This is a genomic window from Vreelandella profundi (assembly GCF_019722725.1).
Classification (GTDB): domain Bacteria; phylum Pseudomonadota; class Gammaproteobacteria; order Pseudomonadales; family Halomonadaceae; genus Vreelandella; species Vreelandella profundi.
Window position 1 is genome coordinate 2865155 of record NZ_CP077941.1, and the last position, 12530, is coordinate 2877684.

The window sequence follows — 12530 nt, forward strand, 5'->3', positions numbered from 1 at the left end:
CGCACTTCCTAATAATGAGAAAAGAGAGCATCCCATGCTTAAAATGATATCAAAACCGGCGGTCAAGCTGGTGGAGCGCTATCTGCCTGACCCGTACATTTTCGTTCTGCTGCTGACGCTCATCGCGTCAGTCGCCGCGATTGCTATTGAGCGCCAGTCACCGCTGGCCGTCTTAAGGTTTTGGGGTGACGGTTTCTGGGGGCTGCTGACCTTCTCCATGCAGATGCTACTGGTGCTGGTGACAGGCTTTATGCTGGCAAGCTCTCCACCGGTAAAGCGCATTCTGCAAAAAATTGCCGGCACCGCAAAAACGCCCGGTGGTGCTATCATTTTAGTCACGCTGGTCTCATTGGCAGCGAGCTGGATCAACTGGGGATTTGGCCTGGTTGTCGGCGCGCTATTTGCTAAAGAGCTGGCCCGCCTGATTCGCGTTGACTACCGGCTATTGGTTGCCAGCGCCTATTCAGGCTTCGTCGTTTGGCACGCCGGCTTAGCGGGCTCGATACCGCTGACGATTGCGACCGAGGGCCACTTCGCCGCCGATCAAATTGGCGTGATTAGCACCGGCTCAACGATTTTTGCCTTCTTCAATATCGCGATTGTGATCTGTCTGTTTATTGCTATTCCTCTCGTCAACCGCATGATGCTGCCAGATGAAAAGGATAGCGTTTACGTAGACCCTAAAGTGCTCGAAGATGAGCCAGAGCAGATGGGGCGTATTACACGGCCGGCTGAAAAGCTCGAAAATAGTATGGCTCTCGCGCTACTGGTCGGGGTGCCTGGGCTGCTGTTTTTGCTTGATCACTTTTTACTGCGCGGAGGCAGCCTGAACCTAAACGTGGTTAACTTCCTGTTTTTATTCCTGGCTATTGTGCTGCACCGCACGCCACGTAATTTATTGAACAGCCTAAACGAGGCGATTAAAGGCGGCGCGGGTATCGTTATTCAGTTCCCGTTTTACGCGGGCATTATGGCGATCATGGTGCAATCCGGGTTAGCAGAGAGCATGTCCGAATGGCTTGTGTCCTTTGCCACGGCGACAACGCTACCGTTCTGGTCATTTATTAGTGCGGGTATCGTTAACCTGTTTGTACCTTCCGGTGGCGGCCAGTGGGCAGTGCAAGCGCCGGTCATGCTACCTGCGGCTCAAGCCCTAGGTGCCGATATTTCACGCGTTGCCATGGCCGTTGCCTGGGGCGACGCCTGGACTAACCTGCTGCAGCCCTTCTGGGCATTGCCCGTGCTCGCCATTGCCGGACTGAAGGCGAAAGATATTATGGGCTTCTGCCTGATTCAGCTATTTATCACCGGTATTATTATCTCCATCGGACTGGTGTGGTTCTAACCCGACACCTCGTTTGCACTTCTCCGTTGCTCGCCGCGAACTCACCATTGAGATGCGGCGGGCAATAATTAACGCTTTAAAATAAACGCAGGAACACCGCATGACCGACGCCGAAATAAGTGCGAACAGCGCCCTGCCTGGGCAGCACGAACTATCGATGACCGTACTGATGACGCCGGATATGGCGAATTTCAGTGGTAAAGTTCACGGCGGCGCCATTCTTAAAAAGCTCGATGAAGTCGCGTTTGCCTGCGCCAGCCGCTATTCGGGCCACTATGTTGTAACGCTGTCAGTGGATCAGGTGCTGTTTAAACAGCCGATTCACGTTGGCGAGCTAGTGACTTTTTTAGCCAGCGTCAATCACGTTGGGCGCTCATCAATGGAAATTGGCATCAAGGTCGTGGCTGAGGATATTCGCAATAAGCTGATTCGCCACACCAACAGCTGCTACCTGACGATGGTCGCTGTCGACGCTGATGGCAAGCCCGCCAGCGTACCGCCGCTTAATTTGGCAACTCCGCTGCAAAAGCTGCGATTTGAAAAGGCAGCGCTGCGTAAGAAGTTACGCAAACAGGCGGAGCGTGAAGAACTGTTGACACAACAGCAGTACCAATCACGGGCTCAGTAAAAAACGGCATCATCCCACCACAAGGAGTTCGAATGCCTGCCAGGGAACGCTACCTGCACCGGCCTAAAGCGGTCGAATATGCCCATATTGGTTGGGATTTTTTCATTTTGACGCTCGTGATCATTAACCTCGCCCTGCTGCTGTTTGATTCGCTGTTTCTGCTCGGCCCTATCAACCAAGGTATCGCCAGCCTCGCACCAGGGTTTCATACCTTTTACGATGACACGATCCACAGCCGCTTTATCACTATCGACTTAGTGTTTGTCAGCTTCTTTGTAGCCGATGTTTTACTAGGCTGGTCAATCGCTATTGCCGAACGGCGCTATCATCGTTGGTTCTTTTACCCCTTTGTGCACTGGTATGACGTGCTGGGCTGTATTCCGCTAGAAGGCTTCCGCCTGCTGCGTATTCTACGCGTCGTATCTTTAATCAACCGCCTGCATCGCCTGCGTATTATTGATGTAACCCGTTGGGATATTTACCTATTTTTTGCCAAATATTACAACATATTGCTTGAGGAGCTTTCCGACCGTATCGCTTTGCGTTTGTTAGGCAACGTGCAGCAGCAAATTCGCTCTACTGATTCATTGACCGAGCGTGTGATTGAACGTGTGATCATGCCGCGCAAAGCTCAGTTGATTCAGGAGATTGCTCAGAGGCTAGAGAGTACTATCGGCAAAGCCTACCAGCATAACCGCCAGTCGATCATGGCGGCGATTAGCGATTTAGTCAGCCGTACGCTACGGGAAAGCCCTGAGATTCAGCGCTTTAATCGCTTGCCAATGGGGCAGCAGGCAACCAGCGCAATGGAAGCCTCGTTAAGCGGCGTTGCCCAGCGTTTAGTCGATGAGCTGTTGCTCGGCATTCATTCTGACGAATTCAGGCAGCTAGTAGAGCGCACCGCCGACAGCGGTTTTGACACTTGGTTAACGGTCGATGAAGGCAGCAGCCGCGTGACAGAGCAGGTGCTATACGATGTTCTCGAAATGCTAAAAGACCAAGTGCGCCATCAAGAGTGGAAAGACCGCTATGAATAATTTACAACGTAGCGGGCGCCAGCGGGCGTTCAGTTAAACAGGCAGCAACAACGCTCAATGCATGGATGAGCTTGCTGCGGTCTGACGCGGCGCCAATACATAAACGAATCGCTTGTGGCGCTGGCGTGCTCCCGACACAAAATGGCTCTGCGCTGCTGACCTTCACGCCCCGCTGCAGTAATCGTTCACATAACTCCACCGCGCGACGACCCTCCGGCAGCGTGAGCCAGACGTTGCTGCTATGTGAACGCCCACTCAGGGTAAAACCTTGTAACCATTCGGCCGTTAACCGCTGACGTTCAGCTAACTCTTGGGTTTGCCAAGTAAGCAGCTCCTTAGCTGCCTCCTGACTGACCCAGTGACAGGCCACATCAACCATCAATGGGGGGACCATCCAACTCTGCGAGCGGAGCCCCGTAGCAAGTCGCTCATGCAAACATGTCGGCGCTCGTAGCACACCAATACGCAGTCCGCCCGCGAGTACTTTAGCGGTGCTGAAAACGAACAGCGTGCGCTCCGGTGCAAGCTGATAAAGCGGCGTGCCGCGCTGCTCCACCGGCAAATATTGCACGCCATCTTCAATCAGCCAAATATCATAACGCCTTGCTAACGCCACCAGCTGTTCGCGACGCGGCTCGCTTAAACAGGCGCCGGTGGGATTGTTCTGATCCGGTGTCAGGTAGATAGCTCGGGGAGGCTGTCGGGCACACTGAGCCTCAAGAAGATCCATCCGCATTCCTTCATGGTCTTGACCGATTCCAACCAGTTTAAGGTGCGCCTGTTGCGCGGCGCTAATAGCGCCAGGGTAAGTTAACGCATCAGCAGCCAGCAGCTCGCCCGGCCGCAGTAACGTACTGAGCGCTAGGCTAATACCGTGCTGGCCACCTTGAGTAATAAATAGCTCATCGGCACTAAACGGCATTCCCAAGCTATTCAACCAGCTCGCTAGCGCATCACGCTGCTCACGGCGGCCTTGGGCCTCTTGATAGGTAACCCCCCGAGCTAATGCGGCCCCTGACTGGCTTAAGGCAACCAGTGCTTCACTCAGCAGCAACTGACGCAAAGGATGTGGTGGCGGTACGCTAAGGCTTAAATCGATCACGCCAGGCGCTTCGTCATTGTGAAATGTCGGACTAAAAGCGCTGGCTTGGGATTCGCGTTTCACATAGGTGCCACTGCCTACCCTGGCCGACACCCACCCATTGCGCTCAGCCTCAGCATAACCGCGCGTCACCGTACCAACGGTCACCCCTAGCGCATCTGCCAACCGTCGCTGAGGCGGCAAACGCTCCCCAGGTAGCAGTGTCCCGGCCTGAATAGAGGATTCGATGGCGCTGGCAATAGCACGATAACGTGGTCCAGAAAACTCACTTAATGAAGGCACCCAAATTGTCATGGTAACAATAAAACCTTTGACGTCATATTAATCCCCATTATGCTAGCAAAAGCAGCCTTAACACAATCTTAAAACGCAAATTGTATGGATACAAAAAATGAATAGTGAATGGTTAATTCTGGGCCCTGCCGCACTTTATATGATGTCGATGACGCTAACGCCTGGCCCAAACAACATCATGCTCACGGCGTCTGGGGCTAACTTCGGTTTTCGGCGTACGCTGCCACACATGTGGGGAATTTTGGGCGGCTGCTTTGTACTGTTCGCGGGCATTGCGATGGGCTTAGGTGTGATTTTTGAGCGCTATCCATCGCTCCAGCTCGCCTTGCGCTGGCTCGGCAGCCTGTATTTGCTCTATTTGGCGTGGAAGATTGCCACCGCACCGCCACCCAATCTTAAGGCCCAGGAGCATAGCGTGCCGTTTACATTTTGGCAGGCAGCGACGTTTCAGTTTGCTAACCCTAAAGCGTGGGTGATGGGACTTGCACTGATGGCGGGCTTTCTACCGGAAAGCGGCCCTCCGATTCTCAATGCGCTGATACTCGCCGGCTTTGCGGAATTAGTGGGGTTGCCGTGTATAGCGCTATGGGCCGCTTTTGGCAGTGCGATTGGGCAATGGATCAAAAGCGACCGCGCATGGCGTGCGTTCAATATAACCATGGGTGCGCTGACCGCCGCCTGCGTTGTATTGATTTTACGCTAACGCTGCATGGGTCAAAGCGCCGTGCGTCTTAGCCGCAGCGCACATCGGCAATAACATCTTGATCATCAAGATGAATGTTCAAGCGATCAGGACGATGGTCCATGGTCGCCATGTCATTTGGACGTAAGACACGTACTTGGCTGGCGCCACTTTCGCTTTGCAGCTGGGACACCCCGGCTTCATCGAACGGCTCACCTATCGCATAGTTGATAGCCTCTAAATCACAGGTTGAGGCCTGCTCTTGAGCGGCATTGCTGGAAGTGACCGTTGGCGGGGGCGGCGCGGCATCTACATCATCGTTAGCCGGTGAAATCGGCATTTGAGAACTAACGCACGCCGTTAGCAGCATAGTGAAGGCGCCGATGGCCACCACTTTAGACAGGGTAAAGCGAGGCTTCATCCTTGAATCTCCAAAACGTAATCAAAAAATGAGACGATGAACCCAAACGGGCTAGGCGTTAGCCTAGCCCGTGGGAATACTAGCGTTATCTCTGATCCAGCCTTAACTAATTATTCAGCTGCATCTTGGACGGCTTTGCCGCCTTCTTGCACATCCTGGCCAGCGCCAGAAATAGTGTTACAACCGGACAGAACACCTGCCGTCATCAGCAGCATAAAGCTCATGGCCAATAATTTTTTCATTTACGTTCTCCTTAACGAGTCATTCAACATCGGGGGAAACTCCACTGGCAATGCGACTTGCCGCCGGGGAGTTTTTTTAGGGTAACAGCGTTTTCGCAATTGCGCTTGTTTTCCCTACGTCATGCCGCGACTGCTATGCTAATAAACACCTATTAAGTAGACGGGAGCCTATTACTTGAACGACTTCACGCTTGATGAACGCCTTGCCAACGACACATTCCCCGTGGCAGATCTGCCTCTTTGTCGCGTACTGCTGATGAATGACGCGCGCTACCCATGGGTCATTCTAGTGCCGCGACATGCAGCGGTCAGCGAAATATTTGAACTGTCCGCCACGGATCAACAGCAGCTATGGCGCGAGGCAACGCAGCTAGGCGAAGCAATGAAGGTAGCGTTTGGTGGCGACAAGCTCAATATTGCCTCGCTGGGCAACGTCGTGAGCCAGCTGCATGTGCATGTCGTCATACGTCAGCATGGCGATGCTACCTGGCCGGCGCCCGTATGGGGCAACGGCACGCCTGAACCTTATGACTTGGAAGGCCAGGCTCACATACGTGACCAGCTGATCGCACACACTCAAACGCTAGATGTTTAGTCAGCGCTTATCCCCTTAGCGCTTATCCGCTTAAAGGGTGCCCCACTCGGGCGGGCGGTTCGTTAAGCAGCGGCCCGCCGGCAGGCTCGGTGATTCCCGCAACGCTGAGTGAAACTCCTAGCGAGATGATGAATGCTCCACCGGTTAACGCCAGCCAGCCGACGGCCTTCTGCACACGACGCTCGCTATGCTGCTGTGTAGCCAAGCGCCGCTGCGCCCATCCACGTGCCAAAATGCTGGCGACAGCAAGCGCTGAAACGGTGAGGCCTGTGCCAATCGACATCGCCACTACTGACGCAACGCCCACGTAAAATTGGCCTAGCAAACTAGCTGCTCCAACCATCAGCACTGCGCCGCTACAGGGACGCATACCAATGGCGCCCACCGTCATCAGCGCCGTACGCCAGTCCAACACTTGCTGGGGCTCAATGTGATGAGCTCCGCCGCAGCAGTGGCTGTCATGGCTAAAATCGTGCTCGTGGCTGTTAACGTGCTCATGACCGTGCTCATGGCTGTGGCTGTGCGCTGCGACGTCAGGCTGGTAGGCACGCCGAAGCTGCTTGATGGCTCGCCAACATAGCCATATACCCAGGGCGGCTACGAGTAGAAAGCTTGCCTGTTCAACCCACACCACGCTGCCCATCGCTTGGCGCGTTACCCAGCCCAAGCCGTACACCAGTACCACCACCAGCATAATGGCGGTGAGCCCCTGGAGTAAGGAGGCTGCAAAAGAGAGCCCTAGCGCACGCTTCACCGCGCCGCCATGAGTCGCTAAATAGGTCGCCAGTACGGCTTTACCATGCCCTGGCCCAGCGGCATGGAACACCCCATAAACAAAGCTAATGCTCAGCAGGCTCACCCATGTGGTCAGCGTGGGAGCGCCTGACAGTTCGGTAATCGCCATCGTGAGCGACCGATGCAAACTTCGCTGCCAGGCCAGCAATTGATAGCTCACGCCCTGTAGCGCACCAGTCCAAACGATAACGGCCAGCGCTGCGCCCACCAGAAGCAAGCAAAGTATTAAGCCAGAATGGCGTGTGAAGGATCGTGTTAAAGGCCGTGCTAAGGGCATCGTTACGTCTCGCCGCTAAAAGTTATAAAATAACATATAAAGACCAATTATCAGCCGATATTTTGTGAAAAATAACACTCTTAGCGACCCGTACAATCAACGCTGCCCGTTTCCGCGAAATAGCGTCCCAACCCTGACTCACCGCTTTCACCTTTATCCAGCAATGCGGCTTGCATCACCAGTTCAGGATCAGGATTAGCGGGCAGAATGCTCAGCTCACAGGAAAGTTCTCCCTCTAGTATTAGTGCCTCATCGGTGGGCTGATTATCGTCCGCCTCATGCACTACTTCGATGTAGTAGGTGGGGTCAAACACTTGGTACGTAAGGGTTGAGTCGGTCAGGGATTGAGGCGTTTCCAGCGGCAGAATAAACATGAAAACTAGCCGGCCATCGCGTTCCATAGCGGTATATTCGCTCACCTCGCCCAGCGCCTGTTGCTCACCGTTAATGCTTACCTCGGTGAGATAGTGCTCGCTGGAGAGATTGTCGCGAATTTCTTTTCCCAACTGATCAAGCCCCTGTTCAAGGCTTGCGCCTTCTACCTGCTGCAGTTCTTCAAAGACAACCAGGCTGTAAAACGGGTCCATTCGCCACGTTTGATATAAACCGCTAGCGACGCCCTGATCATCTGTCATGACTCGGGCGCTAAGATCAATCCAGCCATGCGGGTGCGCGAGGACATCCGCGCTGACGGCCAAGCCGCTCACTCCCATCCCCAATGCCATAGCAGCGTGCGCTAGCCTCATGGCGCAACGCCTAGTTTGCTCTGTAAGGACACAAGCCATGGATCTAATACGTAGGGAGGCAGTGGCTGATTACCCCGCAGCGCGGAAACACTCACCCGACTACCGCTGCGCTCCTCGCTGACCTGCAGCTGTAAACGATATTCTGGCCACCGAGCAAGCGATGCCTCTGCTCGTCCTAGTGAAATGTCCGCATGACGAACCACGTAGCCCTGCTCCACCATGAGCTCTACCGCTTCGCGAAAGGTCTCTTCAGGCGCAGTGGTATAATAAAGCTCGCGAGTCTCAAGCGGTGCCGTCGTTGCGCAGCCTGCCAGCCCGCCCAGCAGGCTTATCAGCAGCCACTGGCGAATCATCATAGCGGTGTCCTCGTTGCCGGCACGCGTTGTTCAAAACTGGTTTGAAAGCGTCGGCAGAAATCGTCGTTACTGGCGCTATAGGATTCACGTAAATCACCTACGTGATCAAAGCGGCGAATATCTCGGGAGATGCGTATATGGGCATCGCTCACCAGCAACGAGACACGCTCCACTTCAACTGGCTGCTGGCCTATCCCGCCGCCAAAACCGATTCCGCCGAGCCCGATACCCACCCCTGATCCGCCCCGCCCAAACCCCAATCCGCCAAATACCCGCATTCCTCGCCCATAGCCGTAGGCGTTGTCGTAAGGATCATAATACCCCTGCAGCGCACGCTCACGACTGGCGCTAATCAGACCTAATGTGGTATCGGTAGAGCTTAGGGTAAACCCTTCTTCGATGAGCACATCCACGCTGGTTTTAAGCGCACCCTCTGCTGAGGTGGGAAAATAACAAGCCGCGGCGGGGGCAGGCTCGGCTTGTGGCAAACGATCAGGTACCGCCTGGCAGCCAGCCAGTGTCAGCAGACAAGTTAAGCTTATCGGTATCGACTTCATGTTAGATCCTCTAACGGACGAGGCCGCTGGTTTACCGCTGATTAGCGCGCTGAGCTCGCCAACAATGGCCGTATTATGATGACAATATTTTGATAAGAACGTTTTGCGGAGTCCGTACCAATGAATATATTGCTTTGCCCTGACAGTTTCAAAGATGCGCTGAGCGCCCAGGCGGCCGCAGAAGCCATGGCGCGGGGTGTAAAACGCGCGGTGCCTGATGCACACGTTCAGACCTGCCCCTTGGCTGACGGCGGCGAAGGCAGCTTAGATGCACTGATCGATGCCACCGGCGCAGAACGGCGCCAGCTGAGCGTTCAAGATGCTCTGGGGCGTCCGCGCCAAGCAACGTGGGGCTGGCTAAGCGACCAGCGTACCGCGTTTATCGAACTGGCAGAAGCCAGCGGCTTACAACACCTCACCGCAGAGGAGCGTAACGCCTTAACGACCTCGACGTTTGGCGTCGGTGAGCTGCTACTCGCAGCGCTTGACCAAGGCGCTGAAAAGGCACTCTTGCTGCTCGGCGGCAGCGCCACTAACGACGGCGGTGCCGGCATGCTGCAGGCGCTGGGCGCGCAGTTTCTCGATCAACAGGGTAAACCGCTGCCCTCCGGCGGGGCGGCACTTAGCCAGTTAAATAGTTTAGAACTTGAGGGGCTGGATCATCGCCTAGCCAGCCTCACACTAGAAGCCGCGGTTGATGTGGATAACCCGCTGCTAGGCAAACGCGGGGCTAGTGCGGTGTTCGGCCCGCAAAAAGGCGCTTCACCACAGCAAGTCGAGCAGCTCGATCAAGCCCTTAGCCACTTTGCGGATATCAGTGCGCAAACGCTGGGCTGCGACCATCGAGCGCTGCCCGGTGCGGGGGCAGCTGGCGGCATGGGGTTTGCCGCAAAGGCGTTTTTGAACGCCACCCTAAAACCCGGTATTGAAATGATTATGCAGCAGGCCGGCATGGCCAAGCTGCTAGCCCATGCAGACTTGGTGATTACCGGTGAAGGCCGCCTGGATGGCCAAAGCCTAGCGGGCAAAACACCTATCGGCGTTTCCCGCGCGGCCCAGCGTGCCAATAAACCGGTGATTGTGCTCGCAGGCAGCCTCGGCGATGGCTGGGAAGCCTGCTTGGATGAAGGCGTGACCGCGGCATTTGCATTAGCCGATGGCCCGATGACATTAAAAGATGCTCTGCCACGCACCGCCGAGCTGCTTGAGGCACGCTGCGAAAGCCTGCTACGGCTATGGGCAGCCTCCCAGCGATAGTGAATGTTTCTCCTCAGGCCTTGAAAAAACCAATGGCTGCCAGCATTTAGTAATCAGTCACAGGCAGCCGACACAGACCTAATGTCGTGGCGCTATGGTAGCGATACATAAAACCTGTTTTGCATCGCGTCCAATACGCCCTATGCTGCATATCACGCATTAACCGCCGCGCCAGCGGCACCGATAGGGAGCAGGATATGACAGACACCAATAGCATTGGCCTACACGAAGGCAGCGCTAGCCAGCTCGCCGAAAAGCTTAATCATCTGCTGGCCAACTATCAGATTTTTTACATGAACGTACGTGGCTATCACTGGAACGTCAGGGGCAGTGACTTCTTCGAACTCCACGTCAAATTTGAAGAGTATTACACCGATCTACTGACCAAGGTCGATGAAGTCGCCGAGCGGATTTTGACGCTAGGCCACAAGCCAGTGCACGCCTACAGCGACTACATAAAGCTTTCGAACATTCAGGAAGAAAAGGATGTTCACGACGGCAAAACCTGCGTCAAAGGCGTTCTGAAAGGCTACCAAACGCTCATTGAACTGCAGCGTGAGCTACTGGCCCTAGCGTCGGACGCCGACGATGAAGGCACGGCCTCTCAAGCCGGTGATTACATCCGTGAGCAGGAAAAAACCATTTGGATGCTGAACGCTTACTTGAGTAAATAAGTGGTTAAATAACCGCCTAGCAATAGGTACGTCAAACGGCACCCACTAAGGGTGCCGTTTTTATGTTTCTAAGGAACCTCTGATTAACTATTGCGCTTGCCTATTCGGCGTTAAAAATCGCCTCAAAATGCTCATTTACAGCTCGTAAACTCCGCTTTTTCGTTGATTTTTGCCTTGTATAGCCTGCGCTCATTACGTTAATCAGAAGCTCCCTAAGCAAGCAATATTGAGTCAGCTTTTTAGCTACTCACTTTTAATGCCCGTGACACAGCAGGAAATTTTCATGCCCCTCGTTGTTTATATTCTTGGACTAACTATCTTCTCACTGACCACATCGGAATTCATGGTCGCGGGTATGATGCCATCGCTGGCAGCAGCGTTTGATATTTCGCTAGAGCAGGTCGGCTCTCTCATCTCAATGTATGCCTTTGGCATGGTGGTTGGCGGCCCACTGCTAACCGCTGGCCTGCTCAAACTTCGCGTACCCAACAAATCGGCGCTACTTTGGCTGCTAGCGCTTTACGCCGCCGCGCAGTCTATTGCCGCATCGACCGACAGCTATACGATTATGACATTAGCGCGCATCGTGACAGGCGTGGCGGCGTCAGCCTGTATCGGCACGTCGTTATCCATCTGTGCAGAGGTCGTCGCTGTCGAGGCACGCGGACGCGCTGCTTCAATCGTGTTGGGCGGGTTAATGCTAGCGGCAGCGCTCGGCGTTCCGATCGCCACGCTGATCGACCAGAATGTAGGCTGGCGCGCCAGTTTCTGGCTCGTGGTGGCGCTTACGGCGCTATGCGCCGTTGCCATTAGCATTCGAGTGCCGCTATCGAAATCGTCAGCTCCCATTGGCCTGCGCAGGGAATTGGCCGAGTTTAAGAATGGCCACTTGTGGGCTGCCTATGCCACCAGCGCCTTCATTATCGGCGCGACATTCGCAGCCTTCAGCTACTTCACACCGATCCTGACAGAAGTAACCGGGTTTTCCATAACGGCAATTCCTTGGCTGCTTGGCATGTATGGCGTCGCTAATATCGTCGGCAATGCGGTGGTGGGACGCTACGCGGATAAGCACACGTATTCGGTAATGGTTTGCGGGCTATTGCTGCTAATCGCGGCACTGGTGGCGTTTTCGCTGCTAGCGCAAAGCGCCACGGCCAGTATTATGATGGTCATTTTGATCGGGCTGGTGGGTGTCACAATGAACCCCGCGATGGTGGCACGGGTGATGAGAACGGCCCGGCCGGGCACGCTGGTCAACACGGTGCATGCATCGGTGATCAATATTGGCTTGGGAATGGGCGTTTGGCTAGGTGGTCTCGGTATCAGCGCAGGCTATGGCCTGCTTTCACCGCTTTGGGTCGGCACGCTGCTGGCCGTTCTTGGGCTACTTAGCCTGCTGCCCTATTTGGCACGGCGCGGTAGCGACAGCCAGACATCTCAATCAGCGCTTGGTAAGCAGGCATAGCGTCCTTTAACGATAGCGACATTGGCCCCTAACGTTTCAAGCCCTTGGGATAAA

15 protein-coding genes are annotated in these 12530 nt (G+C 54.7%); 8 read left to right on the forward strand and 7 right to left on the reverse strand.

Going from position 1 to position 12530, the window contains the following annotated elements:
- The first annotated feature begins 34 nt into the window (after positions 1-34).
- From KUO20_RS13115 to KUO20_RS13125, 3 genes are all read left to right on the forward strand, one after another.
- The gene (locus tag KUO20_RS13115; protein ID WP_235040291.1) at positions 35-1345 is read left to right on the forward strand and encodes a short-chain fatty acid transporter; all 1311 of its coding nucleotides are present in this window, start codon (positions 35-37) and stop codon (positions 1343-1345) included.
- A 100-nt stretch (positions 1346-1445) separates the two neighbouring features.
- A complete protein-coding gene (locus KUO20_RS13120) occupies positions 1446-1973 on the forward strand; it encodes an acyl-CoA thioesterase (protein WP_235040292.1) in 528 nt (175 codons plus the stop codon).
- A 32-nt stretch (positions 1974-2005) separates the two neighbouring features.
- A complete protein-coding gene (locus KUO20_RS13125; RefSeq protein WP_235040293.1) occupies positions 2006-3010 on the forward strand; it encodes an ion transporter in 1005 nt (334 codons plus the stop codon).
- 1 nt (position 3011) lies between these two features.
- Here KUO20_RS13125 and KUO20_RS13130 read toward each other — a convergent pair whose 3' ends face one another.
- Entirely contained in the window at positions 3012-4406 is a 1395-nt protein-coding gene (locus KUO20_RS13130) for an aminotransferase-like domain-containing protein (RefSeq protein WP_235040294.1), read from the reverse strand.
- Positions 4407-4503: 97 nt separating this feature from the next.
- On the opposite strand from KUO20_RS13130, the gene KUO20_RS13135 reads away from it, so the two are divergent.
- The gene (locus KUO20_RS13135; protein WP_235040295.1) at positions 4504-5109 is read left to right on the forward strand and encodes a LysE family translocator; all 606 of its coding nucleotides are present in this window, start codon (positions 4504-4506) and stop codon (positions 5107-5109) included.
- 28 nt (positions 5110-5137) lie between these two features.
- Here the strand turns inward: KUO20_RS13135 and KUO20_RS13140 are convergent, their stop codons facing one another.
- Complete coding sequence (locus KUO20_RS13140) at positions 5138-5509, reverse strand: I78 family peptidase inhibitor (RefSeq protein WP_235040296.1); 372 nt, start codon at positions 5507-5509, stop codon at positions 5138-5140.
- Between the two features lie 110 nt (positions 5510-5619).
- A complete protein-coding gene (locus KUO20_RS13145; protein WP_096278113.1) occupies positions 5620-5751 on the reverse strand; it encodes an entericidin A/B family lipoprotein in 132 nt (43 codons plus the stop codon).
- 175 nt (positions 5752-5926) lie between these two features.
- On the opposite strand from KUO20_RS13145, the gene KUO20_RS13150 reads away from it, so the two are divergent.
- A complete protein-coding gene (locus tag KUO20_RS13150) occupies positions 5927-6346 on the forward strand; it encodes an HIT domain-containing protein (protein WP_235040297.1) in 420 nt (139 codons plus the stop codon).
- 22 nt (positions 6347-6368) lie between these two features.
- Here the strand turns inward: KUO20_RS13150 and KUO20_RS13155 are convergent, their stop codons facing one another.
- From KUO20_RS13155 to KUO20_RS13170, 4 genes are all read right to left on the reverse strand, one after another.
- Complete coding sequence (locus tag KUO20_RS13155) at positions 6369-7418, reverse strand: nickel/cobalt transporter (RefSeq protein ID WP_235040298.1); 1050 nt, start codon at positions 7416-7418, stop codon at positions 6369-6371.
- 80 nt (positions 7419-7498) lie between these two features.
- A complete protein-coding gene (locus tag KUO20_RS13160) occupies positions 7499-8164 on the reverse strand; it encodes a DUF1007 family protein (protein WP_235040299.1) in 666 nt (221 codons plus the stop codon).
- Positions 8161-8520 (reverse strand): hypothetical protein, encoded by a 360-nt coding sequence (locus tag KUO20_RS13165; RefSeq protein WP_235040300.1) that lies wholly within the window; start codon positions 8518-8520, stop codon positions 8161-8163. Before KUO20_RS13165 ends, KUO20_RS13160 begins: the two co-directional genes overlap by 4 nt.
- Positions 8517-9077, reverse strand: coding sequence for a hypothetical protein (locus tag KUO20_RS13170; protein WP_235040301.1), 561 nt, complete (start codon positions 9075-9077; stop codon positions 8517-8519). The genes KUO20_RS13165 and KUO20_RS13170 overlap by 4 nt, the downstream gene beginning before the upstream one ends.
- A gap of 120 nt (positions 9078-9197) precedes the next feature.
- On the opposite strand from KUO20_RS13170, the gene KUO20_RS13175 reads away from it, so the two are divergent.
- The 3 genes from KUO20_RS13175 (at position 9198) to KUO20_RS13185 (ending at position 12476) form a co-directional block, all read left to right on the forward strand.
- Positions 9198-10334, forward strand: a complete 1137-nt coding sequence (locus tag KUO20_RS13175; RefSeq protein ID WP_235040302.1) for a glycerate kinase — start codon at positions 9198-9200, stop codon at positions 10332-10334.
- 197 nt (positions 10335-10531) lie between these two features.
- On the forward strand, positions 10532-11008 hold the full coding sequence (locus tag KUO20_RS13180) for a Dps family protein (protein WP_192536089.1): 477 nt from the start codon (positions 10532-10534) through the stop codon (positions 11006-11008).
- Between the two features lie 283 nt (positions 11009-11291).
- Positions 11292-12476: an MFS transporter gene (locus KUO20_RS13185; RefSeq protein ID WP_235040303.1), complete on the forward strand. Its 1185-nt coding sequence runs from the start codon at positions 11292-11294 to the stop codon at positions 12474-12476.
- Positions 12477-12530 lie beyond the last annotated feature (54 nt).

Excerpts from the sequence above, each read along its gene's own strand:
- KUO20_RS13115 (WP_235040291.1), top strand. The coding sequence starts at position 35 with ATGCTTAAAATGATATCAAAACCGGCGGTCAAGCTGGTGGAGCGCTAT.
- KUO20_RS13120 (WP_235040292.1), top strand. The coding sequence starts at position 1,446 with ATGACCGACGCCGAAATAAGTGCGAACAGCGCCCTGCCTGGGCAGCAC.
- KUO20_RS13125 (WP_235040293.1), top strand. The coding sequence starts at position 2,006 with ATGCCTGCCAGGGAACGCTACCTGCACCGGCCTAAAGCGGTCGAATAT.
- KUO20_RS13130 (WP_235040294.1), bottom strand. The coding sequence starts at position 4,406 with ATGACAATTTGGGTGCCTTCATTAAGTGAGTTTTCTGGACCACGTTAT.
- KUO20_RS13135 (WP_235040295.1), top strand. The coding sequence starts at position 4,504 with ATGAATAGTGAATGGTTAATTCTGGGCCCTGCCGCACTTTATATGATG.
- KUO20_RS13140 (WP_235040296.1), bottom strand. The coding sequence starts at position 5,509 with ATGAAGCCTCGCTTTACCCTGTCTAAAGTGGTGGCCATCGGCGCCTTC.
- KUO20_RS13145 (WP_096278113.1), bottom strand. The coding sequence starts at position 5,751 with ATGAAAAAATTATTGGCCATGAGCTTTATGCTGCTGATGACGGCAGGT.
- KUO20_RS13155 (WP_235040298.1), bottom strand. The coding sequence starts at position 7,418 with ATGCCCTTAGCACGGCCTTTAACACGATCCTTCACACGCCATTCTGGC.
- KUO20_RS13160 (WP_235040299.1), bottom strand. The coding sequence starts at position 8,164 with ATGAGGCTAGCGCACGCTGCTATGGCATTGGGGATGGGAGTGAGCGGC.
- KUO20_RS13165 (WP_235040300.1), bottom strand. The coding sequence starts at position 8,520 with ATGATGATTCGCCAGTGGCTGCTGATAAGCCTGCTGGGCGGGCTGGCA.
- KUO20_RS13170 (WP_235040301.1), bottom strand. The coding sequence starts at position 9,077 with ATGAAGTCGATACCGATAAGCTTAACTTGTCTGCTGACACTGGCTGGC.
- KUO20_RS13175 (WP_235040302.1), top strand. The coding sequence starts at position 9,198 with ATGAATATATTGCTTTGCCCTGACAGTTTCAAAGATGCGCTGAGCGCC.
- KUO20_RS13180 (WP_192536089.1), top strand. The coding sequence starts at position 10,532 with ATGACAGACACCAATAGCATTGGCCTACACGAAGGCAGCGCTAGCCAG.
- KUO20_RS13185 (WP_235040303.1), top strand. The coding sequence starts at position 11,292 with ATGCCCCTCGTTGTTTATATTCTTGGACTAACTATCTTCTCACTGACC.